The sequence below is a fragment of the Thermoplasma volcanium GSS1 genome, from assembly GCF_000011185.1.
Taxonomy (GTDB): Archaea; Thermoplasmatota; Thermoplasmata; order Thermoplasmatales; family Thermoplasmataceae; genus Thermoplasma; species Thermoplasma volcanium.
Window position 1 is genome coordinate 231,446 of sequence record NC_002689.2, and the last position, 23,055, is coordinate 254,500.

At 39.9% G+C, this 23,055-nt stretch carries 20 protein-coding genes; 7 read left to right on the top strand and 13 right to left on the bottom strand.

The window, feature by feature from the left end; genetic code table 11:
* The first annotated feature begins 142 nt into the window (after positions 1-142).
* Positions 143-823 carry a glycosyltransferase family 2 protein gene (locus TVG_RS01165; protein WP_010916479.1) on the top strand — a complete coding sequence of 227 codons (681 nt, stop codon included), beginning with the start codon at positions 143-145 and terminating at the stop codon, positions 821-823.
* Between the two features lie 4 nt (positions 824-827).
* Here the strand turns inward: TVG_RS01165 and TVG_RS01170 are convergent, their stop codons facing one another.
* Positions 828-2,021 (bottom strand): MFS transporter, encoded by a 1,194-nt coding sequence (locus TVG_RS01170; protein WP_010916480.1) that lies wholly within the window; start codon positions 2,019-2,021, stop codon positions 828-830.
* A 113-nt stretch (positions 2,022-2,134) separates the two neighbouring features.
* Here TVG_RS01170 and sepF point away from each other — a divergent pair, with 113 nt between their 5' ends.
* Entirely contained in the window at positions 2,135-2,494 is a 360-nt protein-coding gene (gene sepF / locus TVG_RS01175; RefSeq protein ID WP_010916481.1) for a cell division protein SepF, read from the top strand.
* On the opposite strand, the gene TVG_RS01180 is transcribed toward sepF, so the two are convergent.
* The 5 genes from TVG_RS01180 to TVG_RS01200 all read right to left on the bottom strand — a co-directional run bounded on the left by TVG_RS01180 (position 2,491) and on the right by TVG_RS01200 (position 10,216).
* Complete coding sequence (locus TVG_RS01180; RefSeq protein ID WP_010916482.1) at positions 2,491-3,783, bottom strand: MFS transporter; 1,293 nt, start codon at positions 3,781-3,783, stop codon at positions 2,491-2,493. The genes sepF and TVG_RS01180 overlap by 4 nt on opposite strands.
* A 102-nt stretch (positions 3,784-3,885) precedes the next feature.
* A complete protein-coding gene (locus TVG_RS01185; protein ID WP_010916483.1) occupies positions 3,886-6,573 on the bottom strand; it encodes a DNA double-strand break repair ATPase Rad50 in 2,688 nt (895 codons plus the stop codon).
* Positions 6,563-7,687: a metallophosphoesterase family protein gene (locus TVG_RS01190; protein ID WP_241760296.1), complete on the bottom strand. Its 1,125-nt coding sequence runs from the start codon at positions 7,685-7,687 to the stop codon at positions 6,563-6,565. The genes TVG_RS01185 and TVG_RS01190 overlap by 11 nt, the downstream gene beginning before the upstream one ends.
* Positions 7,688-7,692: 5 nt before the next feature.
* Positions 7,693-9,228, bottom strand: a complete 1,536-nt coding sequence (locus TVG_RS01195; RefSeq protein WP_241760297.1) for a helicase HerA domain-containing protein — start codon at positions 9,226-9,228, stop codon at positions 7,693-7,695.
* The gene (locus TVG_RS01200; RefSeq protein WP_010916486.1) at positions 9,209-10,216 is read right to left on the bottom strand and encodes a DNA double-strand break repair nuclease NurA; all 1,008 of its coding nucleotides are present in this window, start codon (positions 10,214-10,216) and stop codon (positions 9,209-9,211) included. Before TVG_RS01200 ends, TVG_RS01195 begins: the two co-directional genes overlap by 20 nt.
* A 194-nt stretch (positions 10,217-10,410) precedes the next feature.
* Here TVG_RS01200 and TVG_RS01210 point away from each other — a divergent pair, with 194 nt between their 5' ends.
* Both TVG_RS01210 and TVG_RS01215 read left to right on the top strand, forming a co-directional pair.
* Positions 10,411-11,274: an NAD(P)-dependent oxidoreductase gene (locus TVG_RS01210; RefSeq protein ID WP_010916487.1), complete on the top strand. Its 864-nt coding sequence runs from the start codon at positions 10,411-10,413 to the stop codon at positions 11,272-11,274.
* Positions 11,275-11,279: 5 nt separating this feature from the next.
* A complete protein-coding gene (locus TVG_RS01215; protein WP_010916488.1) occupies positions 11,280-12,923 on the top strand; it encodes an FAD-dependent oxidoreductase in 1,644 nt (547 codons plus the stop codon).
* Positions 12,924-13,588: 665 nt separating this feature from the next.
* On the opposite strand, the gene TVG_RS01220 is transcribed toward TVG_RS01215, so the two are convergent.
* The 3 genes from TVG_RS01220 to TVG_RS01230 form a co-directional block, all read right to left on the bottom strand.
* Entirely contained in the window at positions 13,589-13,990 is a 402-nt protein-coding gene (locus TVG_RS01220) for a hypothetical protein (RefSeq protein ID WP_010916489.1), read from the bottom strand.
* A 453-nt stretch (positions 13,991-14,443) separates the two neighbouring features.
* Entirely contained in the window at positions 14,444-15,226 is a 783-nt protein-coding gene (locus tag TVG_RS01225) for a zinc ribbon domain-containing protein (protein ID WP_010916490.1), read from the bottom strand.
* 291 nt (positions 15,227-15,517) lie between these two features.
* Entirely contained in the window at positions 15,518-15,778 is a 261-nt protein-coding gene (locus tag TVG_RS01230) for a hypothetical protein (RefSeq protein ID WP_010916491.1), read from the bottom strand.
* A gap of 61 nt (positions 15,779-15,839) precedes the next feature.
* Here TVG_RS01230 and TVG_RS01235 point away from each other — a divergent pair, with 61 nt between their 5' ends.
* Positions 15,840-16,538: a helix-turn-helix domain-containing protein gene (locus tag TVG_RS01235; protein ID WP_010916492.1), complete on the top strand. Its 699-nt coding sequence runs from the start codon at positions 15,840-15,842 to the stop codon at positions 16,536-16,538.
* A gap of 75 nt (positions 16,539-16,613) precedes the next feature.
* A complete protein-coding gene (locus TVG_RS01240; protein WP_010916493.1) occupies positions 16,614-19,610 on the top strand; it encodes a thermopsin in 2,997 nt (998 codons plus the stop codon).
* A 32-nt stretch (positions 19,611-19,642) separates the two neighbouring features.
* Here TVG_RS01240 and TVG_RS01245 read toward each other — a convergent pair whose 3' ends face one another.
* The gene (locus TVG_RS01245) at positions 19,643-20,152 is read right to left on the bottom strand and encodes a hypothetical protein (RefSeq protein WP_010916494.1); all 510 of its coding nucleotides are present in this window, start codon (positions 20,150-20,152) and stop codon (positions 19,643-19,645) included.
* A 198-nt stretch (positions 20,153-20,350) separates the two neighbouring features.
* Here TVG_RS01245 and gltA point away from each other — a divergent pair, with 198 nt between their 5' ends.
* Entirely contained in the window at positions 20,351-21,511 is a 1,161-nt protein-coding gene (gltA, locus tag TVG_RS01250; protein WP_010916495.1) for a citrate synthase, read from the top strand.
* An 11-nt stretch (positions 21,512-21,522) separates the two neighbouring features.
* On the opposite strand, the gene TVG_RS01255 is transcribed toward gltA, so the two are convergent.
* The 3 genes from TVG_RS01255 to TVG_RS08745 form a co-directional block, all read right to left on the bottom strand.
* The gene (locus TVG_RS01255) at positions 21,523-21,840 is read right to left on the bottom strand and encodes a DsrE family protein (RefSeq protein WP_010916496.1); all 318 of its coding nucleotides are present in this window, start codon (positions 21,838-21,840) and stop codon (positions 21,523-21,525) included.
* Between the two features lie 297 nt (positions 21,841-22,137).
* The gene (locus TVG_RS01260) at positions 22,138-22,524 is read right to left on the bottom strand and encodes a hypothetical protein (protein ID WP_010916497.1); all 387 of its coding nucleotides are present in this window, start codon (positions 22,522-22,524) and stop codon (positions 22,138-22,140) included.
* Positions 22,525-22,536: 12 nt separating this feature from the next.
* Positions 22,537-22,716 carry a hypothetical protein gene (locus TVG_RS08745; RefSeq protein ID WP_010916498.1) on the bottom strand — a complete coding sequence of 60 codons (180 nt, stop codon included), beginning with the start codon at positions 22,714-22,716 and terminating at the stop codon, positions 22,537-22,539.
* Between the last annotated feature and the right edge of the window lie 339 nt (positions 22,717-23,055).

Below are 23,055 nucleotides of genomic sequence, written 5' to 3' on the forward strand. Positions count from 1 at the left end.
GTTTATAATGATTATCATGAAATCTTTTTTAAAAATAATTCCTATAAATTAATATCACATAATAATATAGATACACCTAACATAACATACGCATAAATTATTATAATGGGTGGAGTATGCTTACCAAATTTAAGGTGCTTCGATGTCGATCATTGAGGACAATAAGATAAGCTTTGTAATACCAACCATAAACGAAGAAAAAACTATAGGTTCTGTAATAGACGGCATACATGAAAATTTTCCCAATGCCGAGATTATACTCGTAGATACAAACTCAACCGATAAGACGAAGGAGATAGCAAAGAGCAAGGGAGCCACGGTTATAGAGGAACCAAGGAAAGGCTATGGAAGGGCATATCAGACAGGCATACCAGCTGCAAAGGGCGACATAATAGTATGCATGGACGGTGACGGTACGTATCCAACCGATATAGTAAAGCCGCTGATCGAAATACTAATACTCGATAAAGTAGACTTCATCTCTTGCGACAGGATAACCTTTCGTACAAGCACAAACTATACTACATTACACTACGTTGGTAATATGGTGCTTAATCTTACCATACGCATTCTTTTCAAGGTTAGAATGGTTGATTCACAGAGCGGGATGTGGATATTCCGATCGGAACTTTACAAAAAGATGAAGAATCTAGGATACGGGATGTCTTTCTCCCAGAACATAAAAATCGAGGCTGTTCGGCATGGCGTATTCATTGAAATACCGATCAGGTACGGCGTCCGCATAACCAAGCCTAAATTAAAGACATGGCACGACGGCTTCCACAATTTATTCGCCTTATTTATAAAGCGTGTATCGGAATAAAATTTCATTTCGATACCTTAATAAAACCAAGTACGGATAGAGAGAAGACAGGCAATGAAAACATCAATAGGCCTATAGGGAACCCTAGGGACGAAAGAACAGCCAATACGGCAAAAGAGAATATCCTTCCGGAAACGAGATAATACTCCCTATTTATCCAGTAAACAGCTGTCCTCTGCACGCCATCGAGGAAACCCATAAAGTTACTCATTGCGGAGTTATTTAGTGGAACCATAAAATAGATTATCAAAGCGGAGGCTACGTACGCTGAAGCCACGTTATTCCAAACATGTATGAAGTAAAGCAGGGAAGAGAGCATAACTACAACGATAGATATCTGGCTTATGTTCGGTACGATCCTGCGCAGCGAGACCACAGTAGCGTTAGATATCAAATTAACAAGAGACAGGAATGTACCGAAAAAACCTATCAAAACGTAGCTTTTGGTGAGGGAGAAAATATAGAGGGGCACGATTGTAGATACGGTTATAGTTAGAATGTTTGATAGGAAAAAGTAAGTTTTAAACTTGGAGTATTTTTCGTCCCTCCCTATTATTGTATTCCTTGCCCTGTACTTCCATCTGCCTTCACCTTTCTCTCTAATGGCGATCGCAACTGTTCCAGCAATGATGAGCAGCAGGGCAGAAATTAGGAAATCCGTACTGTACCTTTCCAAGCCTCGGCCGTATGAAATTGAGATGATAAAGCCTGCAAGCAGAGGGGCAACAAGCCCTGCAGCGCCCGCTATCGTAGAATTTGTAGAAAGAAATCCGAATCTGTCCTTGCTCCTTGTTACTGCCTGGCTCAGTGTGTTATTTCCAGACCAAAATATACCGGAAGGGATGCCGTAGATAAGGCCGAAAATGATGGGGTTAAAGAGAGGGCCTTTGGCAAGTATCAGTGCAAATATTATCAATGAACGAGCATAGTTTCCAATGGAGTAAACGTACTTTGCATTGAGGATTCTGATCAGGTATCCGCTGAATACAAACATTAGAGTTTGCGTGCCCTGTATGGCGGCCTGGTATTCAACAACACTAATTAAGTTGAACTTCGAGAAAAAGAATATATTTATAAATGTCCCAAAAAGGCCGTTGGAAAATGCGAAGAGGTTATACGAAATATAATAAAGAGATAGATCCGAGAAATTCGAAAGTATACGCGGCTTTCTGTGTACTGTTGGATGAACTACTGGCAAAATTGATCAAAGTGCGGTTAGCCTATTGCTATATTTAAATGTTCATTTATTAAATATTGTCGAGTAAAGCGCATCACTGGAAGAGATTAAATATAGACATAAGATCAATAATCATGCTTTTCAAGAGAAAACAAGATCAGAAGAAGACTGATGCAAAGGTAAAGTACATCGATCTTGTTAGATTCCCGCCAGATGAGTCCTCAGAAGACCATAAAATAGTGAAGGTAGCAGAAGTATACAGTTACGAAGATCTTCTTGAGACGGTGAAATATCCATACTCCGGAAACATACTCATTGTGGACATATCTGGAGTTTCTGATGAGATGGCATCAAGGCGCATAATGGAAAAATGCGCTACTATTGGCAAGGAGATAAACGGAGATGTTGCAAGAGTATCAAAGAACATGATAATGATAACTCCTAACGGCATAAAAATAGATAGGGAGAAGTTCCGTGGATCAATGGGCCTTTAGCACTGTCCATATTTGTCTGGGCTTGCCTTAGAAAAAGAGAAGATCTTTTCTCCCCTGTATATTTTCATCATTATCACTAGCCCAGCCATTATTATTAATGCTGATGTTATGTAATCGATCGAATATCCGTATAGAGTTGTTATTATCCCGGATGTCAATCCGCCAAGGATTTGGCCTACACCGAGTAGAGAGTTGTATAGGCCGATGGCCTTTCCACGTGCCTTTTGGCCTGAATTCCTTGATATGTAGTTCGTCTGGCTAACGCTTATTATGCTCCAAATTCCACCAAGGACAGCGTAGACTGCAACTGCTGATACTAGTGCGTAGGTTCCGTATAGGAACATCGGTATGGCCGCAGCGGCAGAGAATATAATGACTCTTGAAAATACTGCAATGAATAGGGAAGTTTTTCCGCCAAGCCTCGTGACGATCCTTCCAGTGAACATGAAGGATATAGTTGATAATAGGGAGTTTAAAGCGTACATTACGAATATAAGGATATTGTTGCCCCCAAATTTTATTACCATAACAGGGTAAGGCACAAAGAAAAGCTGAAAACCAAACATTAGAAATGCAGTCATTGTTATGAACAGGAAAACGTTTTTGTCAAGGTTCTCTCCATTTTTTCCAGAACTAAGGCTTAGGAAGTGGATTACCGAAGTAGGGAAATACCTGGCCCTTTCTACAACTCTAAAAGTATGCAGGGGCACATCATTCCTTGTGATGTGCCTTCCTGGCTCACTTATAAGTTTTATCGCAGTTACTCCTGCGATCAAATAAATGATAGATGACAAAATGTAAACCAGCGGTAAAGCCGACGGGCTATACTCAAGTGTTATGAAAACCGTGCCTATGACTAGCCCAATGACAGAACCAACGCCGGATATCATGCTGAAGTTTGAAATGACCTGCGGCCACTGAGACCTGTCGTTCTGTTCTAATATCATTACAGTTGAAACTGGTACACTGGCCATAGCCAAGACTTGGAATAATATAAGAATGGCCATATATTCATATATATTTCGCACAAAGAATATCGGGAGGAATGAGGCAAAAGCTCCGAAGAAACCAATGAGTATGAAGACTTTTCTTCTGGACAAACTATCTGAAAGGTTTCCCCAAAATATTAGTGCCGGTACAGAGGCGGCTGAAGAAACAGCTGATGCAACACCGACAAAGAAAACGTTTGAATGCAAATAAACGACTACGAAGAGAGGGATCATAGGATTTGTCAAGCCTGAGGCCATGCTCGACATAAGATAGCTGATGAACCACTTATTGCTAGGCATGCATGATAAGTGAACGGGATTTTAGCTTCGTATTTAAGTCTTCCAGTAGTCAGGAAGGAAAGTTTCGCATTAGTATTTTTCCTATTGCCGAATTATTTTTTGTCACCGTATGACATCGACTATCGAACTGCCGTTACGCTTCTTTACTTCCAAGGCTAAGTCTGAAGCAGAAAGCAGCTCCCTGTGATGGGATATCATTATAACCTGTGGTATGCCGCTGGAATCTTTAAGCGAATACTCTATTATGTTAGCAAGATCGCTCCTCCTGTCTTCGTCTAAAAAGGCAGTAGGCTCATCCATAACCAGCAGGCTAACGTCTTTATTTAGGAACTGAGCAATTGCAACTCTCAGCGCAAATGCGACTGCCATACGTTCTCCGCCGCTTAGGGAATCTATGCCTTCTGCTATGCCACCACGGAAGACAGTTATGTTGAAGTCCTGATCTACGTCAACATCATCTATGTCAAGTTCGAACCTCTGAATGTACTGCCTAGTCTGGTTTGTAATGAACTCAGATGCGCTCTTCCTAATTATGGCTGGTACGCCGTCCTTGCTAAAGGCCTCTCTAACCCTCTTAAGATCGGCTATTGCCTTGATTATTGTTTCTTTCTTTTCTAGTCTTTTTCGGATATCTGCCACTGCGATGTTCAGTTTTTCATTATCCTGCAAAAGAACTTTATGTAAACTCTTCCATTCATATTGATCTACATTTATTTTATCAAGCCTACTGGACAATTGTTTTAGATCATCGTTAATCTGCAAAAGTTGTGCGTTTACCTCTGCCTGGCTATCTTCTATCCCTTTTTTCTTTGATATCTCTTCCTTAAAGTGTTCGATTGTCTTTTGAATCTCATCCATTGCTGCTTTCTTTGCATACAACTCGTTCTTTTTGTTGCGAAGAGAATTAAGCTCTTCGTCAATTCTTTTGAGAGAATTTTCGTTATAACTCTCAACATCCGGTATATTAACTTCGATTTCGTTCATTCTTTTAATGATGTCGTTTAACTGCTTGTTCTTTTCTTCAAATCTCGATCTTATGTTCTCTATGTCTATGCTTGAAATAACTGCATTTGCCTTGAGCCATTCTTCGTTTTTAGCCTCAAGATCACCTAGATCAATGCTGTTGTATTGGGATATTGCAGCTTCGGCTTTTAAGTGTGCTTCCTTTAACCTTGCTTCATCATCCATAAACTTTTTCAGCTCAGCCCTTTTGGACGATAGCAGATTATAAGATGCGATCAATCTTTCAACGTCCTTCCCATTTATTCTATCTAGCAATTTCTTCTGGTGTTTTCTCTCCTCATCCAATTTTTTTATCTCATTTTCCGTTTTATTGATGTCTTCTTCAAGCCTAGACGCCTCTTCACCATAATGCTTTACAAGGTCTTCTGATTTCTCTGTGCCTAGATGCGTCCCGCATACCGGGCAGACACCTCTTCCGCTTAACATTGCAGCATTTTCCTCTACCTCCATCTTATGCGATCTCATCGCATCTATAGAGGCATTCAATGAGGCTATTTTTCCCTCGATCTGCATAAGAGAAGAATTTATCTCGGCCCTCCTGCTGTTTATAATTTCAGGGGTAATTTCTTGAATTTTCAAGATTTCAGAAATGAATGCACTCATTCTTTCTATTTCTTTTTCCTCATTCTCTATCCATTTCTTTATATTTTCAATATTCCTTACAGCACTTTGGTAATTGTCTTCATCTTCTTTCAGGGAAGACCTCAACTTATCCAAATCCTCTTTCCTCTTCTTTTTTTCTAAAAATTCACTTCGGAAACTCTGCAGATCTTCTAATTTCCGATGAGCTTCATCATATTTACTCAAATCCGACTTTAATCCCTCTATGATTTCGCTGAGCGAACCGAGATCCTTTTTTAAGTTGATATATTCTATTATCTCGTTCCGCTTAACTACAGCTGCATTATTCTCTAACCTTTTTAGTTCCTCCTCTATGGATGGCAGTTTCACAACTTCCATCTCTATGCTTGCTTTCCTGCTTTGGCTCTCTGCAAGTTCCATTTCATATTTTTTTATCGTTTCAAGCTGCGCATTTAATCTGTGCAATTCCTCATTAAGATGATCCTTTTTGTTTTCCTTTATATTTATTTCCTCTTCTAGGGCCTTTATTTCAGGTTCGATTAACCTTAGCTTTGATTCAAGCTCTTCTATCTGCTTGTTGTTATTGTCGATCTCGTTTATTTTTGACTGAAGTTCGTTTTTAAGATAATCGTAATCAGAAACATTCGCGGTGAGATCATCTATCACTTCCTTTAGCAATAAATATCCGGCTTCGAGTCTATCTATATTTAGTATTTCATCTAATATTTTCTTCCGTTCGGCCGGGTCCTTAGATACTAAGGCATCCATCTCACCCTGCCTTACAAATATTGAGGTCAAGAAAACATCCTTATTAATATTTAGGACATTTTTTTCTACATAATTTGAAACATCGCTTGCTCCTCTCGTTATTATAGATCCATCTCTTTCTATTTCAGCATCAGTTGAAATGCTTTTACCTCTCCTTTCTATTGTCCTGCGTATTCTATATGAGTGGCCTTCGCTTCTAAAATAAAGTTCTACCTCCATATATCTTTCTCCTTTCTTAATCATGTCCTCGGTTCTTCTTGTTCTTTTGTCTGAAAAGAGGGCAAACCTGATGGCGTCCACGATACTAGATTTCCCTGCGCCGTTCTGCCCTATTATCATGTTAATTCCAGTATCGAAGTATATATCGGAATCACTGTGAGAAAGAAAATTTCTAAGGCGTATGCGCTCAATTATCAATGGCCTCACCTGCAGCTTCCCTTATTATGGCTTCTTTATCCCCATCTGCAGTGTGCTGGAATACCTTCATAGCCAGATCTGTAAGCTTTTGATCCTTAAGAAATGCTTGAAAGTACTCCCTTAGTTCTGACGAACCACTGGGGACATTAGGCATATCAACGATCTTTAATATCTGCGGCCTGTTGAAAATCGCCCCATTTATTTTTTTGAGATCTTCGTAAACCTCTTCCATAGATATTTGCCCATTGATGATCAAGTTAACGATTGGCTTCTTTTCTCCAATGGCATTCGCGTATTTATCCAGAATAGATTTTATTTCTTCTAAATAGTTCTCAGGATCGCTCTCAACCTTGAACTGATACCTTACCTTTTTCAGCTTCACTCGATGAAGGCTTGCTACTCCATTATCGAGATCGATTACGTTAATGCCCTTTCCCATCTTTAATAGGCCATTTATCTCCCTATCGCTCTTCAGTTCCGTCGATCCTGGATACGAGAGCAGAGGGCCTATCTCACGCTCAACGAAATCATGCAGGTGGCCCATGGCTATGTAGGAATAGTTCATTGGAAGGTCGTTGACCTTAGCTTCGCACTGCTCTGGTATGAATATTGGATCGAGAGCCTGGTGCGATATAAGTATGGAATTTTTATAGCCGGTGGATGCTGATTCAGCCTTCTTATACTCTTCCTTGAGCTGGTTCCTCAGGTATCCTTTCATATTTGATATGCCGCCTATGAATACCTTCATTCCGCTAAATTCCCTCTCGATACCTGCGAACTCATCTCTCCCCAGTATATGCAATCCGAGGAAGTCGAATATGCCAGCGGCGCTCTCTGAGTTTCTCCGCGGGCGATCATGATCTCCGAAAACGTAGAAAACAGGTATTTGCCTATCGTTAAGCTTCATCATCGCATCTCTGAAAACCTTCATAGAACGGTTGCCGGGTATCCAGGTATCGAAGAGGTCGCCGGAATGTATGATGAAATCAACCTTCTCATCAATTGCGATTTCTACAGCTTCTTGGAAAGTGTCGTAGTAATCCTGTTCCCTTTCCTCAATCGTAAGGGATTTAGCGCCTATATGTGTATCGGACATGTGCAGAAACCTTACCACAAAGATCACTCCATTAATTTTTTGACGTTTTCAACTATTGCACGCGGGTCATTCCTTTTCTCAGCTTCCATCCTTGCCTTTTGAAGCATTTCAACTATGTCAACGTCTAAACCGCCCTCTTCTGTTTCTCTCTGCCTTATCTTTGCTATAACGGGCATTTTTACAATTTCGCCTACAATTATGGCTTCTCCTACATCTAGAGATGGCAGATCCGACATCAACGATTCGCTTATATTTTCGCTGCTCTCAAGTATAGCCTTTTGATCTGAAGGATTTGTTATCCTAAGTATGATTTGTGAATTGCATTGGCTGAGCACATCTTGATCGATCTTTCCAGGCCTCTGCGTAATTATTACAAGGAAAATTCCAAACTTTCTTCCCTCCGCAGCAATCTTCTTTATGGTATCGTATAACATTTGCGAGACGCCCGATCCTTTTACCTTCATTGGCGGGGCAAAGTTATGCGCCTCTTCTATAAAAAGGAATACCGGATACTCGAAGGAACCGGTTACCTTTGCATCGTAGGCCTGGCTTATTACCTTATAAGCAAAGTAATTTGCAAGGCTCTGATCCAGTCCGGACAGGTCGATAACGCTCATTCTTGAAGGTGCAAGGTACTCCGATACATCCGTAGTTTTGTCTCCAAATATAGCTTTTATCTTCTTTAGGTACTTGATCCTCGCAGCTATCCTTTTCTCTGTATCTATTTGCTCGCTCTTCTGTATAAATTCGTCTACATCCTTCCTACCGGTGAGTTTTTCCATTACGTCCTTTACTATCTTTGATTGGTTGACAAAGTTTTCGTGTATGCCCATTATTTCGCGTACCTCTTCATCGTTAAGGTCCTGAAACTTGATGGTGAACTCGTCCACCTTGCCTAGCTTTGCGGTATAGCGGCCTGTACTCATTGGCGTCCTAAAGACTTTTATATTGTCGCGGTAGATGGCCTTGTCGCTGTTTTTCATTAACACGTAGTCAGCGTGCGGATCGAGAACTATGATAGAAGCACCCTTCTTTAGAAGCTCTTCCATCAGAACTCCAGCAGTGTGGCTCTTTCCAGCTCCAGTCTGGGCTATTATTGATAGATGCCTCCGCAAGCCGTTTATATTGGCAAATATTTTAACGTCTGGCTGGTCTGCTAAGTAACCTATCTCAAGTGATCGCTGGTCATCGAACTTAAATATTGATTCTAACATCTCTTTGGTAGCCCTGAAGACAGGTTGGCCTGGCCTAATGAGGTACCTCGATCTTGATATAATACCGTCTTTTACCGCGCCTATGATCTTAACCACGCAAATGTCAACGTTGTCTTTTATATTCGATGTAGTGTACTTCTTTACGCTTTCGTAATCCATCCTATCGTTCAGCAAATCGCTTTTTGATAGAAGATCCTCTATCCTGCCCAGCAGATTTGTTTCACCGGCCTTTATATAGACGTATTCCCACTTTCTAATTTGGCTTTCCGGTGAAATAACAAAAGTGAAAATATCCGACCTGTTATCCCCAACTGTAAGTCCTATCTCATATTCTTGTCCTTGCACGCCTTTCACCTCTTGTTTCATAAAATGGGAGACCTATCTCCTTTTCAAATTCCTTCAGGTAAACAGTCTCAACTTCCCTCTTCCTGAACTTGACTAGGTTATCAACCTCTGATAGCCATATGTTATAGACCTTATAGCCGCCGTAACTCCAAAACATAAGATCAACTAGGTCTTCGAAACGATCGCGGTTTCCGATCATCTCAACTCTTATGGGAAGATCTTCTGATCTAGGAAGTATATCTGTAACAAGAACGTGATCAGAGAAGTTTCCTATATTGATTGATGTTTCAAGAGGCTTCGTATACCCTGGCTTCTTAGCAAGTGACTTTACCAGGAAGTGATCGAAGTGGTTGCTATTCCTCTCCAAATTAGCTAGGGCTTTATCCTCTATTTGGTCGAGAATAGAATTCCTGATCAGTGTTGATCTTGAAGACTTTGATACGAATGCTATGGCAAAATTTGATTTCTTTCTCTGCTCAAGCAGCTCTCTTAACATTAAGCAGTAGTCATTTTCCCTGTCTAAGCTTGACTGGTATTTCTCACATCTCAAAATCCTTGAAAGTATGGAACCGTCTACGAGCATAAAATCAGGGTTTTCTTTCTTTAGGCACTCCAGCATAGAGAGGTGCTCAACGTTCTCCATCATAATCATGGTCTCCTTTTTGACATCCTCCGGACCTATTGAAAGAAAAGATACCTCCAGCTTATTGTAGATGGAATCTCCTAACCTTGTGTATCCACGTACCAGAATGAAGAAGTTGCCGCTGTAGAGCTCCCTTGAAAATTCACTGCTGTCTGTAGCAGATATTTTTAAATTTTCAGGGCGAGAACGCGATCCTGAATATTCAACGTAGAGATCTGAAAATGGCCTATCGTAAATCCTCCGTAGTGGAGAATTCTCATCCATTAAGAGGCTATCCCTTATCTTTTTCTTATTTGCATCAAGGTAGGACGAAAACACCTTAAAGTCTTCCTCGTAAAAATTCATCTTTCTTCTTATACGCAAATTGATATTTAAGATATCCGCCAGAGGTATGCAGGTATGGTAGGAAAGCCAACAGAGAAATAATTTGTATTTTCATCATTTTCAGATTCATATTTTCTAATCTTAGGCCATATACTAGGACAGTAAGTGAATGGATAGAAACCTGATAAATAAATAAAACGAAAGAATGATCAGGCATGGAAAAGAAGGTAGTACTTATAGGTCTTGGCATAATGGGATACAGAATTGCAGCCAATTTTAAGAAGGCCGGTATGCTCAACGGCGTATTTGACCGCAAGATAGAAAAAGCTGAGGCCTTTTCTAAGCAATTCGGTTCAGAATTTTACAAAGACATAGAATCAGCTGTAAAATCAAACGACGTAATAGTTACTATGTTGTATGACGATTCATCTGTGATAGATGTTTACAGCAAGGCCATGGATTATGCAGCCGGCAAAATCTTTGTGGATATGTCAACAATATCACCCGAAACATCTATAAGGGTCTCCAAGGACATCGAAAGTAAAGGGGGAGAGATGTACGATGCACCAGTGATTGGTACTTCCGTTGTAGTTGAAAAGAAAGGCCTTACAGTTTTAATAGGTGGGCCGAGAGACAACGTAGGATTAATCGAAGAGTTAATGGGAGCTACGGCAACAAGCGTGGTTTATGTTGGGCCAAATGGTAGCGGCCTATACGCTAAACTTGTCAACAACCTCTTTCTTGGATCATATATGGAGGCCCTTGCGGAGGCAGTTAGGTTCGGTAGATCTACAGGTCTAGATGATAATGTCATTTCAAGTGTACTTATCAAGTATTCAAGTGCAAGGTCGCCAACCTCAGAACTAAAAGTACCTAAGATGATGGCGGGCGATCACAGCACGCAGTTTTCAGTGAAGAATATGCTTAAGGATCTCGAGATAATAGAGGATACTGCAAGGCGCAAGAGCGTTCCTATACCTTCGGCCTCAATTGCCCTGCAGTTCTATAGGTATCTCGCCTCTTCAGGACACAGCGAAGAAGACATATCGTCTATATACAAAGTTTTGACTGGGAGCTGATAGAAGTGGTTAATCCTGGAGATAAAGGCAGAATAGGAAACGTGGAAATCAAAAATAGGATAGTAATGGCACCAATGATATCCAACATTGCAAATTCAGACGGGTCTCCTAGTGAGCCCTATATTTCGTATATGCGTGAACGCGCTAGGGGTGGTATTGGCCTAATTATCACAGAGTATACTTACGTAGATCCCGAATCTGGCAAGGGATCTAGAAATCAGCTTGGCATATACGACGATATATTTTTACCAAAATTTAGCAGATTGGCTGAAGCTGTTCACGATTATGGATCGAAGATATTCGTTCAGCTAGTTCATGCGGGGGCCAAGGCTCTGCCCTCATCAAGTTACAAGATCGCACCATCTAAGACAAGTTTCGATAAAAACGCAAGGGAGATGGATTCCTCAGACATAGAAAGAGTTATTAGAAATTATGAGAGAGCTGCTTCAATAGCTAGGAGGGCCGGATTCGATGGAATTGAGATACACGGTGCCCATGGCTACCTTGTTGATGAGTTTATTTCACCGTACTGGAACAGAAGAACAGACAAATACGGCGGTTCGTTGGAGGGAAGGATCAAATTCCCGCAAGAGGTAATAGATGCAGTGAAGTCTGAGGTCGATATTCCAGTTGGCATTAGGCTAAGCCTTTATGAAGATGAAGTTGGCGGCTACGGCCCAGATTATGGCATAAAGGTTGCCAAGTCCCTTGTTAATATCGATTATGTGCACTTTTCAGCTGGAAACAACGATCCGCCAGGTTCATCAGCACCATTTTATTCCAATCATACACATATACTTTCAAAATTCCCAGGCGGATCCAATAAGCCAACGATTCTCGTAGGCTCGGTTACGACTGCAGAGGACGTAAGAAACGTTCTCAAAGTAGCAGATTTTGTCGCTGTCGGAAGGGCTGTACTTGCAGATCCGTACTTTGCGAGGAAGGTGATAGATAACTACGGGCATATAAGGCCATGCATAAGGTGCAACCAAGCATGCAGAAACCTAGCCTATGGCGAAGTGAGATGCACAGTTAATCCTTACTTTGCGTTTCCAAGGCAGTTAAGGAAGCTTAGCGGCGATGTAGTCATCGTTGGTGGCGGTGTAAAGGGGCTTGAAGCTGCCAGATTTGCGGCTTTGAACGGCCTTAGCGTAACCTTGTATGAACAGGACGATAAAATAGGCGGCCAACTTAACACGATATATGATGAGGCAAAAAGGAAGGAGTTCAACAGGCTTATAGAATACTATAAGGAAGTGCTGGATCGACTTGGAGTAGAAATTATAACTTCAGAAAAGTACAAAGGAAAAGGAATTTACTGTCTTCCAGACAAAACTTATCCAGATCTGCAGGAAAAACCTGAAATATTCATAGACTCGAACGTATATATGTATCACGATATTGCCTTAAAGTACAGCTCAACCTCTAAGGTCTTCGTTACGTATAGGTCCCTATCCAGCCTAGATCGAGCAAGGAAGGCAGCTTTCTTGAAAATCGCGGAATCAAGAGGTATAAAGTTCATAGAGAAGGCCGATAACTACGATGTATCCATATACGAGGAAAAACAGTATGATATAGGCGAAGCAATGAAATCTGGAATAAATGAGGTAGAAAAATACATAGATGATAGGATCAACGAATTTCTATGAAAAAGTTCTCAATCAGACGTTGATTCCCGGTCATTGCAATTTGATCATCGGCGGGCAGCCTGGCGGCAGGATAACGATATTCAATCCTATACAAGTGTCTAGCTTTGCACTTGCTCAGGCAGGGTCTTTCAGCATTCAAACCGGAACCCATATTTCTTCTCCGTAAAACTATTTATTCAATTTGGATAAACCTGCTGAAATAATTGATGCCTTTACAACAAGCGGCGGTATTTATTGTTATTTGTTATACTGATCAAATGGTTAGGGCATATCTAGCGGTTGCTATAAAGCTTCTGCTGGCCTTGCATTTTTAAAGTTCGGGTCTGCCCGGATGCTTAGGTTTTTCCAGCTGGAAAATATACTTTGGCATTTAATGCGGGTATATTCTACATGAACCAGAAAATTGGGTTTTATTTATTTCTATGACTAATGGACTTAAACATAGCTAAATAATGCTTTATGATCTTTATATCATTAGGTCTTGGCAAGGGTTTGGAAGGTCGCATTCGCATTCTTGCCTACGGATATCTCACTTCGACTGATCATAACATATAAAAGTCTAAGAAGTGATTATCGGATCCTTAGGCAATATGATATAGATTTTCACTGTTTGTATAAAGTAATTATTTAGAAAGTTGAATGAAAATAAAGCTTCATTCCATCATTCAGACGATAATTGATGTTACAACTGCATGTTCGTGGATCATACTTGTATGTATCACTGGGAACAAGAATGCACCGAGTATTATATAAATCATTATAGCAATAAATATTGCGATAATAGTTAGTGCAAGTGAATCCACCCAGCCTATATTGTAAACTTTGCGGAATACCCATAGGGCGCCTATGAAGCCAAATATACCGCCTATGAATGGTGTAAATATCGAGAAGACGAATAGAAGTATAAAAAATATTATTAGTGAAAGAAGGGTAGCTGCGACAGCCTGGCCGAAAGTCGATCTCTTAGCAACTATCTTCGCGGCGACCCATACCGGTACCGAAGCTATTATAAGCGTGACTAAAACGGATATTACAAACGCTATTAAATCACCGATAATTATGAACATGTGTAAACGTCACCATTCAACAATAAGCATATAATAGAGTATGATATCTTTTTATCTCTAAGCAATAAACAAAGACATCTCGTAGTTTATTTTGCGGCTAATATAGCAAAAAAGCCTTGTTCTTCGAATAAAAAATAAATTGAGAATACTCGCCCATTGAATGCAGATATGTTTGCAAAGCCTCTCAAATGATGCAATTTCAACGTAGCGAAAAATATCGAAAAAATTCGCAACTGATCCTCGATAGCCATCATGATTAGAAACTATGGTAAAGAAATAGAAATTGAAAACATCTAAAGCTTCGGGGCAAAACTACGCAATAATTATTAGTTCGTAATTTCAGGAAAACTAATGAACGCGGATTCTTTTCAACAGAAGTGTAGGTAAGGTAAAGGTATAAGTAGATAATACTATATTTTATTAGAATTCATGATCAATAAACTATTTTCATTTTTAGTATTGTTGGCGCTCTCTACTTTTGCTACTTTCATATCTTTTTAAGAAAGACCTTACGACTGTTATGAAAATAGCAAGTATTATGACGTACGGTATCCACGTGATGAAGATCGCGAATGGATTACTTGATGTCTCTAGATATATTGTCCATGACTCAAATATGCCTGCAGTTAAAAGTTCTATTCCGACTAGGAGCCATACGATAACGGCTCTCTTTATCTCTACCCTGAACTGTTTTCTAAATATAGATGCTATTAAAAACCCCCCTTCCGTTGCCGCTATAGCGTAGGAAGGCAGTTCAAGCCACGAATACGGCAGGAGGAGAAGTGTAAAAAGAGCAATGGGACCAGGTACGCCCTGGCCTATTGCAAGCGCATCTAACACTATTGCTGTGCTATAAGTTGAAATAACGAAAAAAATCTGCCCTATAACAGGTACGATTTCTATGCTTGCTATCTCGTAGTTGTGGGAAAATATGGATACCGATCTTGATAGTATTGGAAGGCTTCTTACCGCTTGAAGGCTTGGTTCGGTCTGCCCAGCAATAGCTTTCGCTTGGCTAAAAGACATCGGAATAGCGGTAATAACGAACATTAAGGCAATTTCGAATATGAATACTAATACCATGGTAAGTATCCTTCTCCGTGCAAATATTGAAGCAAAGATGCCTCTCCAGCTATTATCAGTCGTTTTCTTCTTAAGCGTGTAGCCGCATATAGGGCAGACATCACTGCCAGCCGGTATGATTGTACCGCACTGTGGGCACTGTTCAACTTTCATATATAGGTAAACATTGAATCTTTAAATATTAATCTTTTTGATAACATTTTGGAAATAGAATTGATCTGGGTGGCTGAACTTAACTCAAGAATGTCAGCTTTCTAGCAAATTTTGTTTGGCATCCATGGATTTAATACGATGATTTACTCCAATCTCAACATTGTTTAAGGAAACGCCATTTTTTAAAATAATAGGATAAATATCATAAAAACACTATTTAAGGTCATCGAACATAGTTTTCTATGGCTTTACTTTTAAATATTTTTCATAAAAATAAATTATAAATTGTACTTAGAGAAGTCTCTGGGCTTCAAATACTTCATGCTTTGTAGGCGGGTTAACCTTCTCCAACAGTGCTTTAAAGTCGTCAAGGCTAGGTGCATCCCACTCGCATACGGCCATTCGCTCGCTTCCTATTACATTTACGGATTTCAGAGTGAAGCCCGCTGGAAGAGTACCGTTCTTCTGCATGTCTATTATACTGCCTACAACCTTAAAGGCAGCATCTTGGTTCTTTTCCTTCCATCTGTGTTCTACTACAATTGAAACCATTTTTTCACCTTAACATATGATAATAGGTAAAGATAAATAGGTATAGCCGTTATATACCGGCATGGATGAGATCGAAATGGATCTTGAGAATGATCTTCCCTTTTGCAAGTTAAGCAAGGATTTTCCACAGGTTAGCTTCTATAGGTGGTGCAATTCAGCTATAGACTATCTAGAGTTTTATGGGAACAAAGAAGATCTTGACAGTTTAGAAAAGTACGTACCGGAGATAGAGAAAAGCCTTAACACAAACTCACTGTATCGATCAAGGTCTGGGGGTAGGCTCTCAGTGATACTGTCATGCAGATGCAATGTGTCAAACTCAACTATAAGAAAAGCCGAACACCATAACCTTATGTGGAAAGCGCCAGTCTTTTATAATGGGGGCCACGAGAAGCTATCCGTAATATCACCCAGGAGCGAGGATTTCCTTGGTTTATTTAAAGACCTAGAGGATGTTGGGAAAGTTCGGATCACTAAAAAGATTGAAGTTGACCCGGATCTGGTACGTGATATTTACTCTATATCGCTCTCTGATCTTTTTTCTGATCTCACTGAAAAGCAGTTGAGATATCTTGTCTCAGCTTACCACAACGGCTATTTCGATGTGCCAAAGAGGACTAACATAGTGGAGTTGGCGAAGCAGTTTAACATATCCTATTCTACCCTTCAGGAACATCTTGAAAAAGCTGTAAATAAGATAATGAAAGGTATCGAACCATACCTTACAATTGCACTTCAAATGATGGGAGGAAAAGAATAGCTGCTATTCTCGAAAAGCCTTAAATAAAAATTTTGAAATCCCTAAGCTACGTGGAAATATATTATTGTTGGAATTTTGGTAATATCTCTGATTACCGTTACGCCGTTTCAAACACAGGATTCGCATGATTACCGCCATTCAGCTATGCCTGCATCGCCTAACATTGGATATGTTAATAGTACTATACGAACACCGGTGGAAACAAATTATAGCATACTGACTGCAAGCAAATCTATGCACTACTTTTACCCTCCAAACAGTGAGATCGGGAAAATGTACCATTACGATGGAATCATTACACCTACCAAGATTGCTTCACCTTCGCCAATGGGTCTATCAGATATCGGTTTATACAACAACTCTGGCCACTTGTCTGCATACAATGTTACCTCATCAAGCGTAATGGGAGAAATCACTCTGAACTCATCTAATGAGTACTACCTTGACGATGATATGCCGAATAGCTTTAGTATACAGCTTAACGCTGTCCTGAACAATGTAACACTTCATGGAACGCCGAAATACGTATTTTGGACACAGAACGTTGTGGTTTATTCTGTCAGGACGCATGAATTAACATTTATTGACAACGTTTGGAATTTTTCAAGCAGGAGCAGTTTTGCACTTCCATTAAGTACTTTAGAGGGGAAAGGAAAAATTGTGTCAAACAAATATTATTACTATGTTGGCCCAACTCTGAATATATCTTTTCCGTTTACCCTGAAACTATACCTTAACTATTCATTTGCAAACGGGAACGACTTAGTATATTTCAACTACTCTATCCTGAACCCTAGTTATTCGAAGTCAGGATCATATGATATGGTTACCTTCAATTCTAATTCTTCAGAGAGCGGGGCCTACTACTTTGTCAGCGGTTACGTAACTTCTCCATCAGGGCTCCTTAATGATGCAGAACTGGTCATTGGCGGCCCAGGAGGCGGAAGTAATGCAAACTTCTACTCAATCAATGGAACTATGTCCCTATACTTGTTCAATGAAACTGCTCATGCTTATGAACCTGTAAAATCTGCGTATGATTATGGTTTTGATACCGGGGAAACTTCCTATGGCGTAAATGTTGGCTGGTCAAATCATACTGCAAAGCTCACTGGTGGACCAAGCCTTCTATATGGCATGTGGAATGTCTCAGCTTCAGAGAGGATAATTAAAATAGAAGCGCCTTCAGGATCCTTCGTATTTATTTCTCCCGGATCTGAATTCAATAATACTTCGGCTGTATGGGCGCCTTTAAATGGAATTAACACAACGTTTTATGCAGCTTCAGGTTCATATTCCGCTGCTGTGTTGAAAAATTACTATAAGCAGACTTTCTATAATGATATTAATCCCTTAACCAATGCATCATTACTGCCGGACAAATATGCTGGAGTATATACGCCTATAATGATCTTTAACAACAGCCAAATAGCAGCATATGGTGCTTTTGGGCTTGGGACTGCAAGCTCTCCATACGCCATATACTTAAATGGAAGCGCTAGCATTAGCCCACTGTTTGGTGCATTAAACGATTATTTCTTTCCTGTCTTCGCAGGCGTATCTATCGTAAATGTTACAAAGCATCTCATCATTTATTATAATTCCCCGATGTCCATTAATTATACCGGACATCCAGAATATCAACTCAAAGCCGCTAACCTGCCTCTTAACAACTACCTCACCCTCCAGGTATACGGTTCTTCAAACATATCTATACTGAACGCTAGCCTAATATCAGGCTGGTTCCCATCTACTATGGCCGGTTTCATCGTAGGGGACCTTACAGTTTGGAATTCTACCAATGTTCTTGTAGCGTCAAATACGTTCGTTCCGTTTTCGTATTTCCCTGGTGAGCTGCAGTCTGCATATTTTTCTTCACTTCTTATTTATGGAGCTCCGGATACTCTAGAGAATGATACCATATGGGGAAACACATTCCCTGGCCCGATCATCGCTGGAGTAAACACGACAACTGGTCTCTTTATGGACGCCTCCGGAAACTTGGTCTACAACAACTTTTTCACCGAACAAGACATTGCGTATTCTCCCAACATAAACATATACACCGGCAAGAACGCCACCTATCATGATTATTGGAGCCTTTCGAACAAGGAACCCGTGAATTATACGATTTACGTTAATGGAATACCATTAATAGGCAGCATAATAGGAGGTGGATTCGAAGGTGGCAATTACTGGGGCAGCCCTTATATTACGGGCCCATGGAATGAACAAGGATACATTGAATCAGGATACGATTACTATCCGTTGAATTACTTCAGCTATATTCTTTTTCTGCACGCATCCGGATTGCCAAAAGGCCTAAGTTGGCAGGCATCAATCAACGGTGTTTATTATGTGTCGAACACGCCGTATATGAACGTATCTCTCTACAACGATGGCAATAGCTCATTCTCAGTTTATTTGCCGCCAGGATATATCTACAGCGGCGAAAACTATATTTATGCTTACAAAAATAATACATACTACAACTTTACAGTAAATACGGGCGTATTGTTCTCCGTTACGTTCAATGAAGAGGGTCTTCCAGGTAATTCAACTTGGGAAGTACAAGTCGCAGGAAACATATACGCATCCATTTCGAGATCAATTACAGTTCTGCTTCCAAATGGTACGTATACCTATGAAATATACGGTCCGTATGGGTATTCCCCACATAACAGCTATGGCTATCTTAATGTATCAGGTTCTTCGTCGATCATTTCTGTGAAATTTACAACTAGTATGTACATTTTAACAGTATCTGAACACGGGCTTCCAAAAGGTACAGATTGGTTCATAGTGGTGGATGGTAAAGTCTACTACGGAAATACCTCTACCATTAAAATTCTCCTGCCACCAGGCAGGTATTCGATCTACGCAGATACAATACCTGGTTATTCCAAAACTCTATCAACAAATACTATTATAATAAATGGAAAAAACTTGGATGTGTCGGTCACATATATCCAGAACAGGGACATCATTTTCTATTACTATATTATAGCATCAACAGCTGCAGGGCTCATTGCAGGAGCGGCCATCGGTTTTTATATTAGAAGAAAACATTGAAGATCTTCGTTCCTAGTTTTTTTAGAAAATCTTTATTCATTTATTAATACAGCTTGGGGAAAGATAGATTTTATGGCAACTTCGACAACTTCATCACCCGTTGAAGAAATGAAATAAAGAGAGTTTCGATTATGTTCTGGATCCATACTTTCAAGGAGTTCGGATAAAAAGACCGAGGTAAGTTCCTTGTCTTCGTACTCTAGGCTTGATATATGAAGATTTTCGTACCCCGTTATTATGATGTTCAGGTTGTTGATCTGCAATGCTTCCGAAAATATCTCAACGGCAAGTTGGTACCCAAGCGCTCTTGCTCTTTCTCTGGTATCGGCCAATGTGCTGGAATACCCTCCGAATTCGAACAAATCAGAATCTGGAAATTCAACTGCTATTCTATTTGCTATACTCCGGTTTCCATATGTATATATAACTATTTTTCTTCCTTTCGATCGCCATAATTGCTCTATAACAGTTCTTTTAAGAGATACTATGTTGTGGTTGACAATTACATAGACGTTTCTGTTATTAATCTTTCCAAATAACACAGTGTAAGAACGTATGTATGTATTAAGATTGATTTACGGTTCACACATCTTTCGCAGCGCAATAAATTGAAACATGATATGATAATATTTATTCAATTTTAAATACATATTTCACGTTTAGCGTATGCATAATACAACGATATATGTAGCGAACCTTAAAATAACGTGAAACGATATTAGAAATGTAGAGGTGTTTTTATGCCGGAAACAACTGAAGAAATTAGCAAGGGTTTGGAAGATGTCAACATTAAATGGACAAGGCTAACAACTATAGATGGAAATAAAGGTATCCTTAGATATGGGGGATACTCCGTAGAGGATATAATCAATAACGGCGCACAGGCAGAGGAGATTCAGTACCTTTTCTTATATGGAGAATTACCTAATGCACAGGAATTAAAGATCTTTAAAGAAAATGTGCAAAAAGGATATAACATTCCAGATTTCGTAATAAATTCAATTAGGCAGCTTCCAAGAGAATCAGATGCAGTTGCAATGCAGATGGCTGCAGTTGCGTCTATGGCAGCATCTGAAATAAAGTTCAAGTGGAATAAGGATACGGACAGGGATGTTGCTGCACAGATGATAGGCAGCATGTCCGCTATAACTGCAAATGTCTATAGGCATATCCTCGGTATGCCAGCTGAGAGGCCAAAACCGTCTGACAGCTATGCTGAAAGCTTCCTTAAAGCTGCCTTTGGCAGGAATGTTACAAAGGAGGAAGTAGATGCAATAAACACTGCGCTAATACTTTACACAGACCACGAGGTTCCTGCGTCAACAACTGCAGGACTTGTTGCTGTATCAACATTGAGTGATATTTACTCTGGCATAACTGCTGCTCTTGCTGCACTCAAGGGCCCGCTCCATGGTGGTGCTGCAGAAGCCGCAATAGCGCAGTTTGATGAAATAAAAGAGCCTTCAAACGTAGAGAAATGGTTCAATGACAACATAATAAACGGCAAGAAGAGGCTCATGGGATTCGGGCACAGAGTATATAAGACATATGATCCAAGGGCAAAGATATTCAAGGGAATAGCTGAGAATCTCTCCAAGAATAATGCAGAGGTAAAGAAAATATACGATATAGCCACAAAGTTGGAGGACCTCGGTGTTAAACAGTTTGGATCAAAAGGCATATACCCGAACACAGACTACTTCTCTGGCATAGTTTACATGTCCGTAGGTTTCCCCCTTAGGAACAACATATACACTGCTCTGTTTGCCCTATCAAGGGTTACTGGCTGGGAAGCACACTTCATAGAGTACGTAGAAGAACAGCAGAGATTAATAAGGCCAAGGGCTGTCTATGTTGGCCCTGCTGAGAGAAAATTTGTAAAACTACCTGACAGAAAATAAAATAATTTAATTTAAAGGACCAGGTACATATAACCTTCCTGTTTCCTTTTTATTATTTCTTTTAGGCTCGCTGGTACGTATACAACGCCAGGGGCAAGCTCATCCTTTTGTATGTTTCTAGCTTCCATTGAGGTGCCGCATGCCACTACCTGTACTTTCTTGTTCTTCAAAATCGGCCCGATCCTATTCTTTTCGGTAACTGCAGCTATCCCTCCGTTTAAATAAACAACTTCTACTAGTTCAGTTTCAGGCATCTCCGAAAGATGAGTAGCTGCCGTTATGGACATTGGTATTTTTTCCTCCGAATCAACGGACAGAATTATTTTCATAAGAAAATGAGCGTATATGCAGAATTAAGCTTTATACCGGCATCTAGATATATCACGAGTGTGATGATATTTTACACCTTGTTCGTATTTTCTGCTTTACAGAACGTTATGCTAGGTATATCGGCAATTTTATTTCGTTACGTTATGATCTATGTAAATTTTTTCATTTTCCTCTCATAGAAGTAGATATATTTTAACTTTTATCTATGTATTGGTTAGAAAATAATAATGGTCTTTAGAAATTTATTTAATGAATAAAAATTATTTATAAATTTGACTGGGGAATTAACTGTAGGCTCAAAGCGGGAGGTGCATACCCAGGGCGAATGTTGTAACAGCGGCAAAGAAAAGATACATTAGCCACGTTCCTGTTATTAGGTGGAAAGCCCCTTTAATTCTAGTCCAGGATGCGGAATGTAGAAGGCTCGCAGGAATATCTGATATATAGACGAGGGCAAGCAGCACGAAAAGTGTAGCGACTGGTACGTCACCGGCTTTGAAAAAGACAAACGCTCCTGTTATGCTTATCCATAGAAATGCGATGGCCATATAGCCGTCCACAGTTGTGTCTCCGCCTACGTATTTGTTTATTCCCAGAGCGAACCAGTGAACACCATAGGCAGTGAATGCAGTTGCGGCCATGTAGAGCACTGGGCTTGCCTGGAATGCATTGAATACAGTCAAACCGAGAAAGAGTTAAGTCCCAGTAACGAACTGCATGAAGCCGGGCATCCATATTCCCCATTGGCCAAGCACGTGGTTGACCTTGTCCGTATTCTCCTTAGGAATACGGAAAAATTCCCATCCGCCGTATATGAAGTATCCACTTCCTAGCCCAAAAAATCCTATTGCCAAAGGTGGTAGTGGGCCTGTCATTTTTTAGCACCACTACACAGTCTCATCTGTAATTTATTTAAATGTGGTGTAGTATCTTGTTATCAAATACAGGCATTTTTATAAATGTTTATAATATCATACTATTTAGTATAAGCCTTATTATAAAAATTTGTTCAAGATATTTGTTGTTATGAAAAATGATGTGAGTTTATAGTTCCTATAAATACATATTTTTACATTATGCTAATATTTTATTTTACTTATCTGTTTCCCATTAGCGATACAATAATTTAGAATATAATTATATTTATAAGTTAAGTCCTGCTTATTACTTGAAAATTCTTAAATATCGAAGGTCAATTTTTAAATGTAACTGAG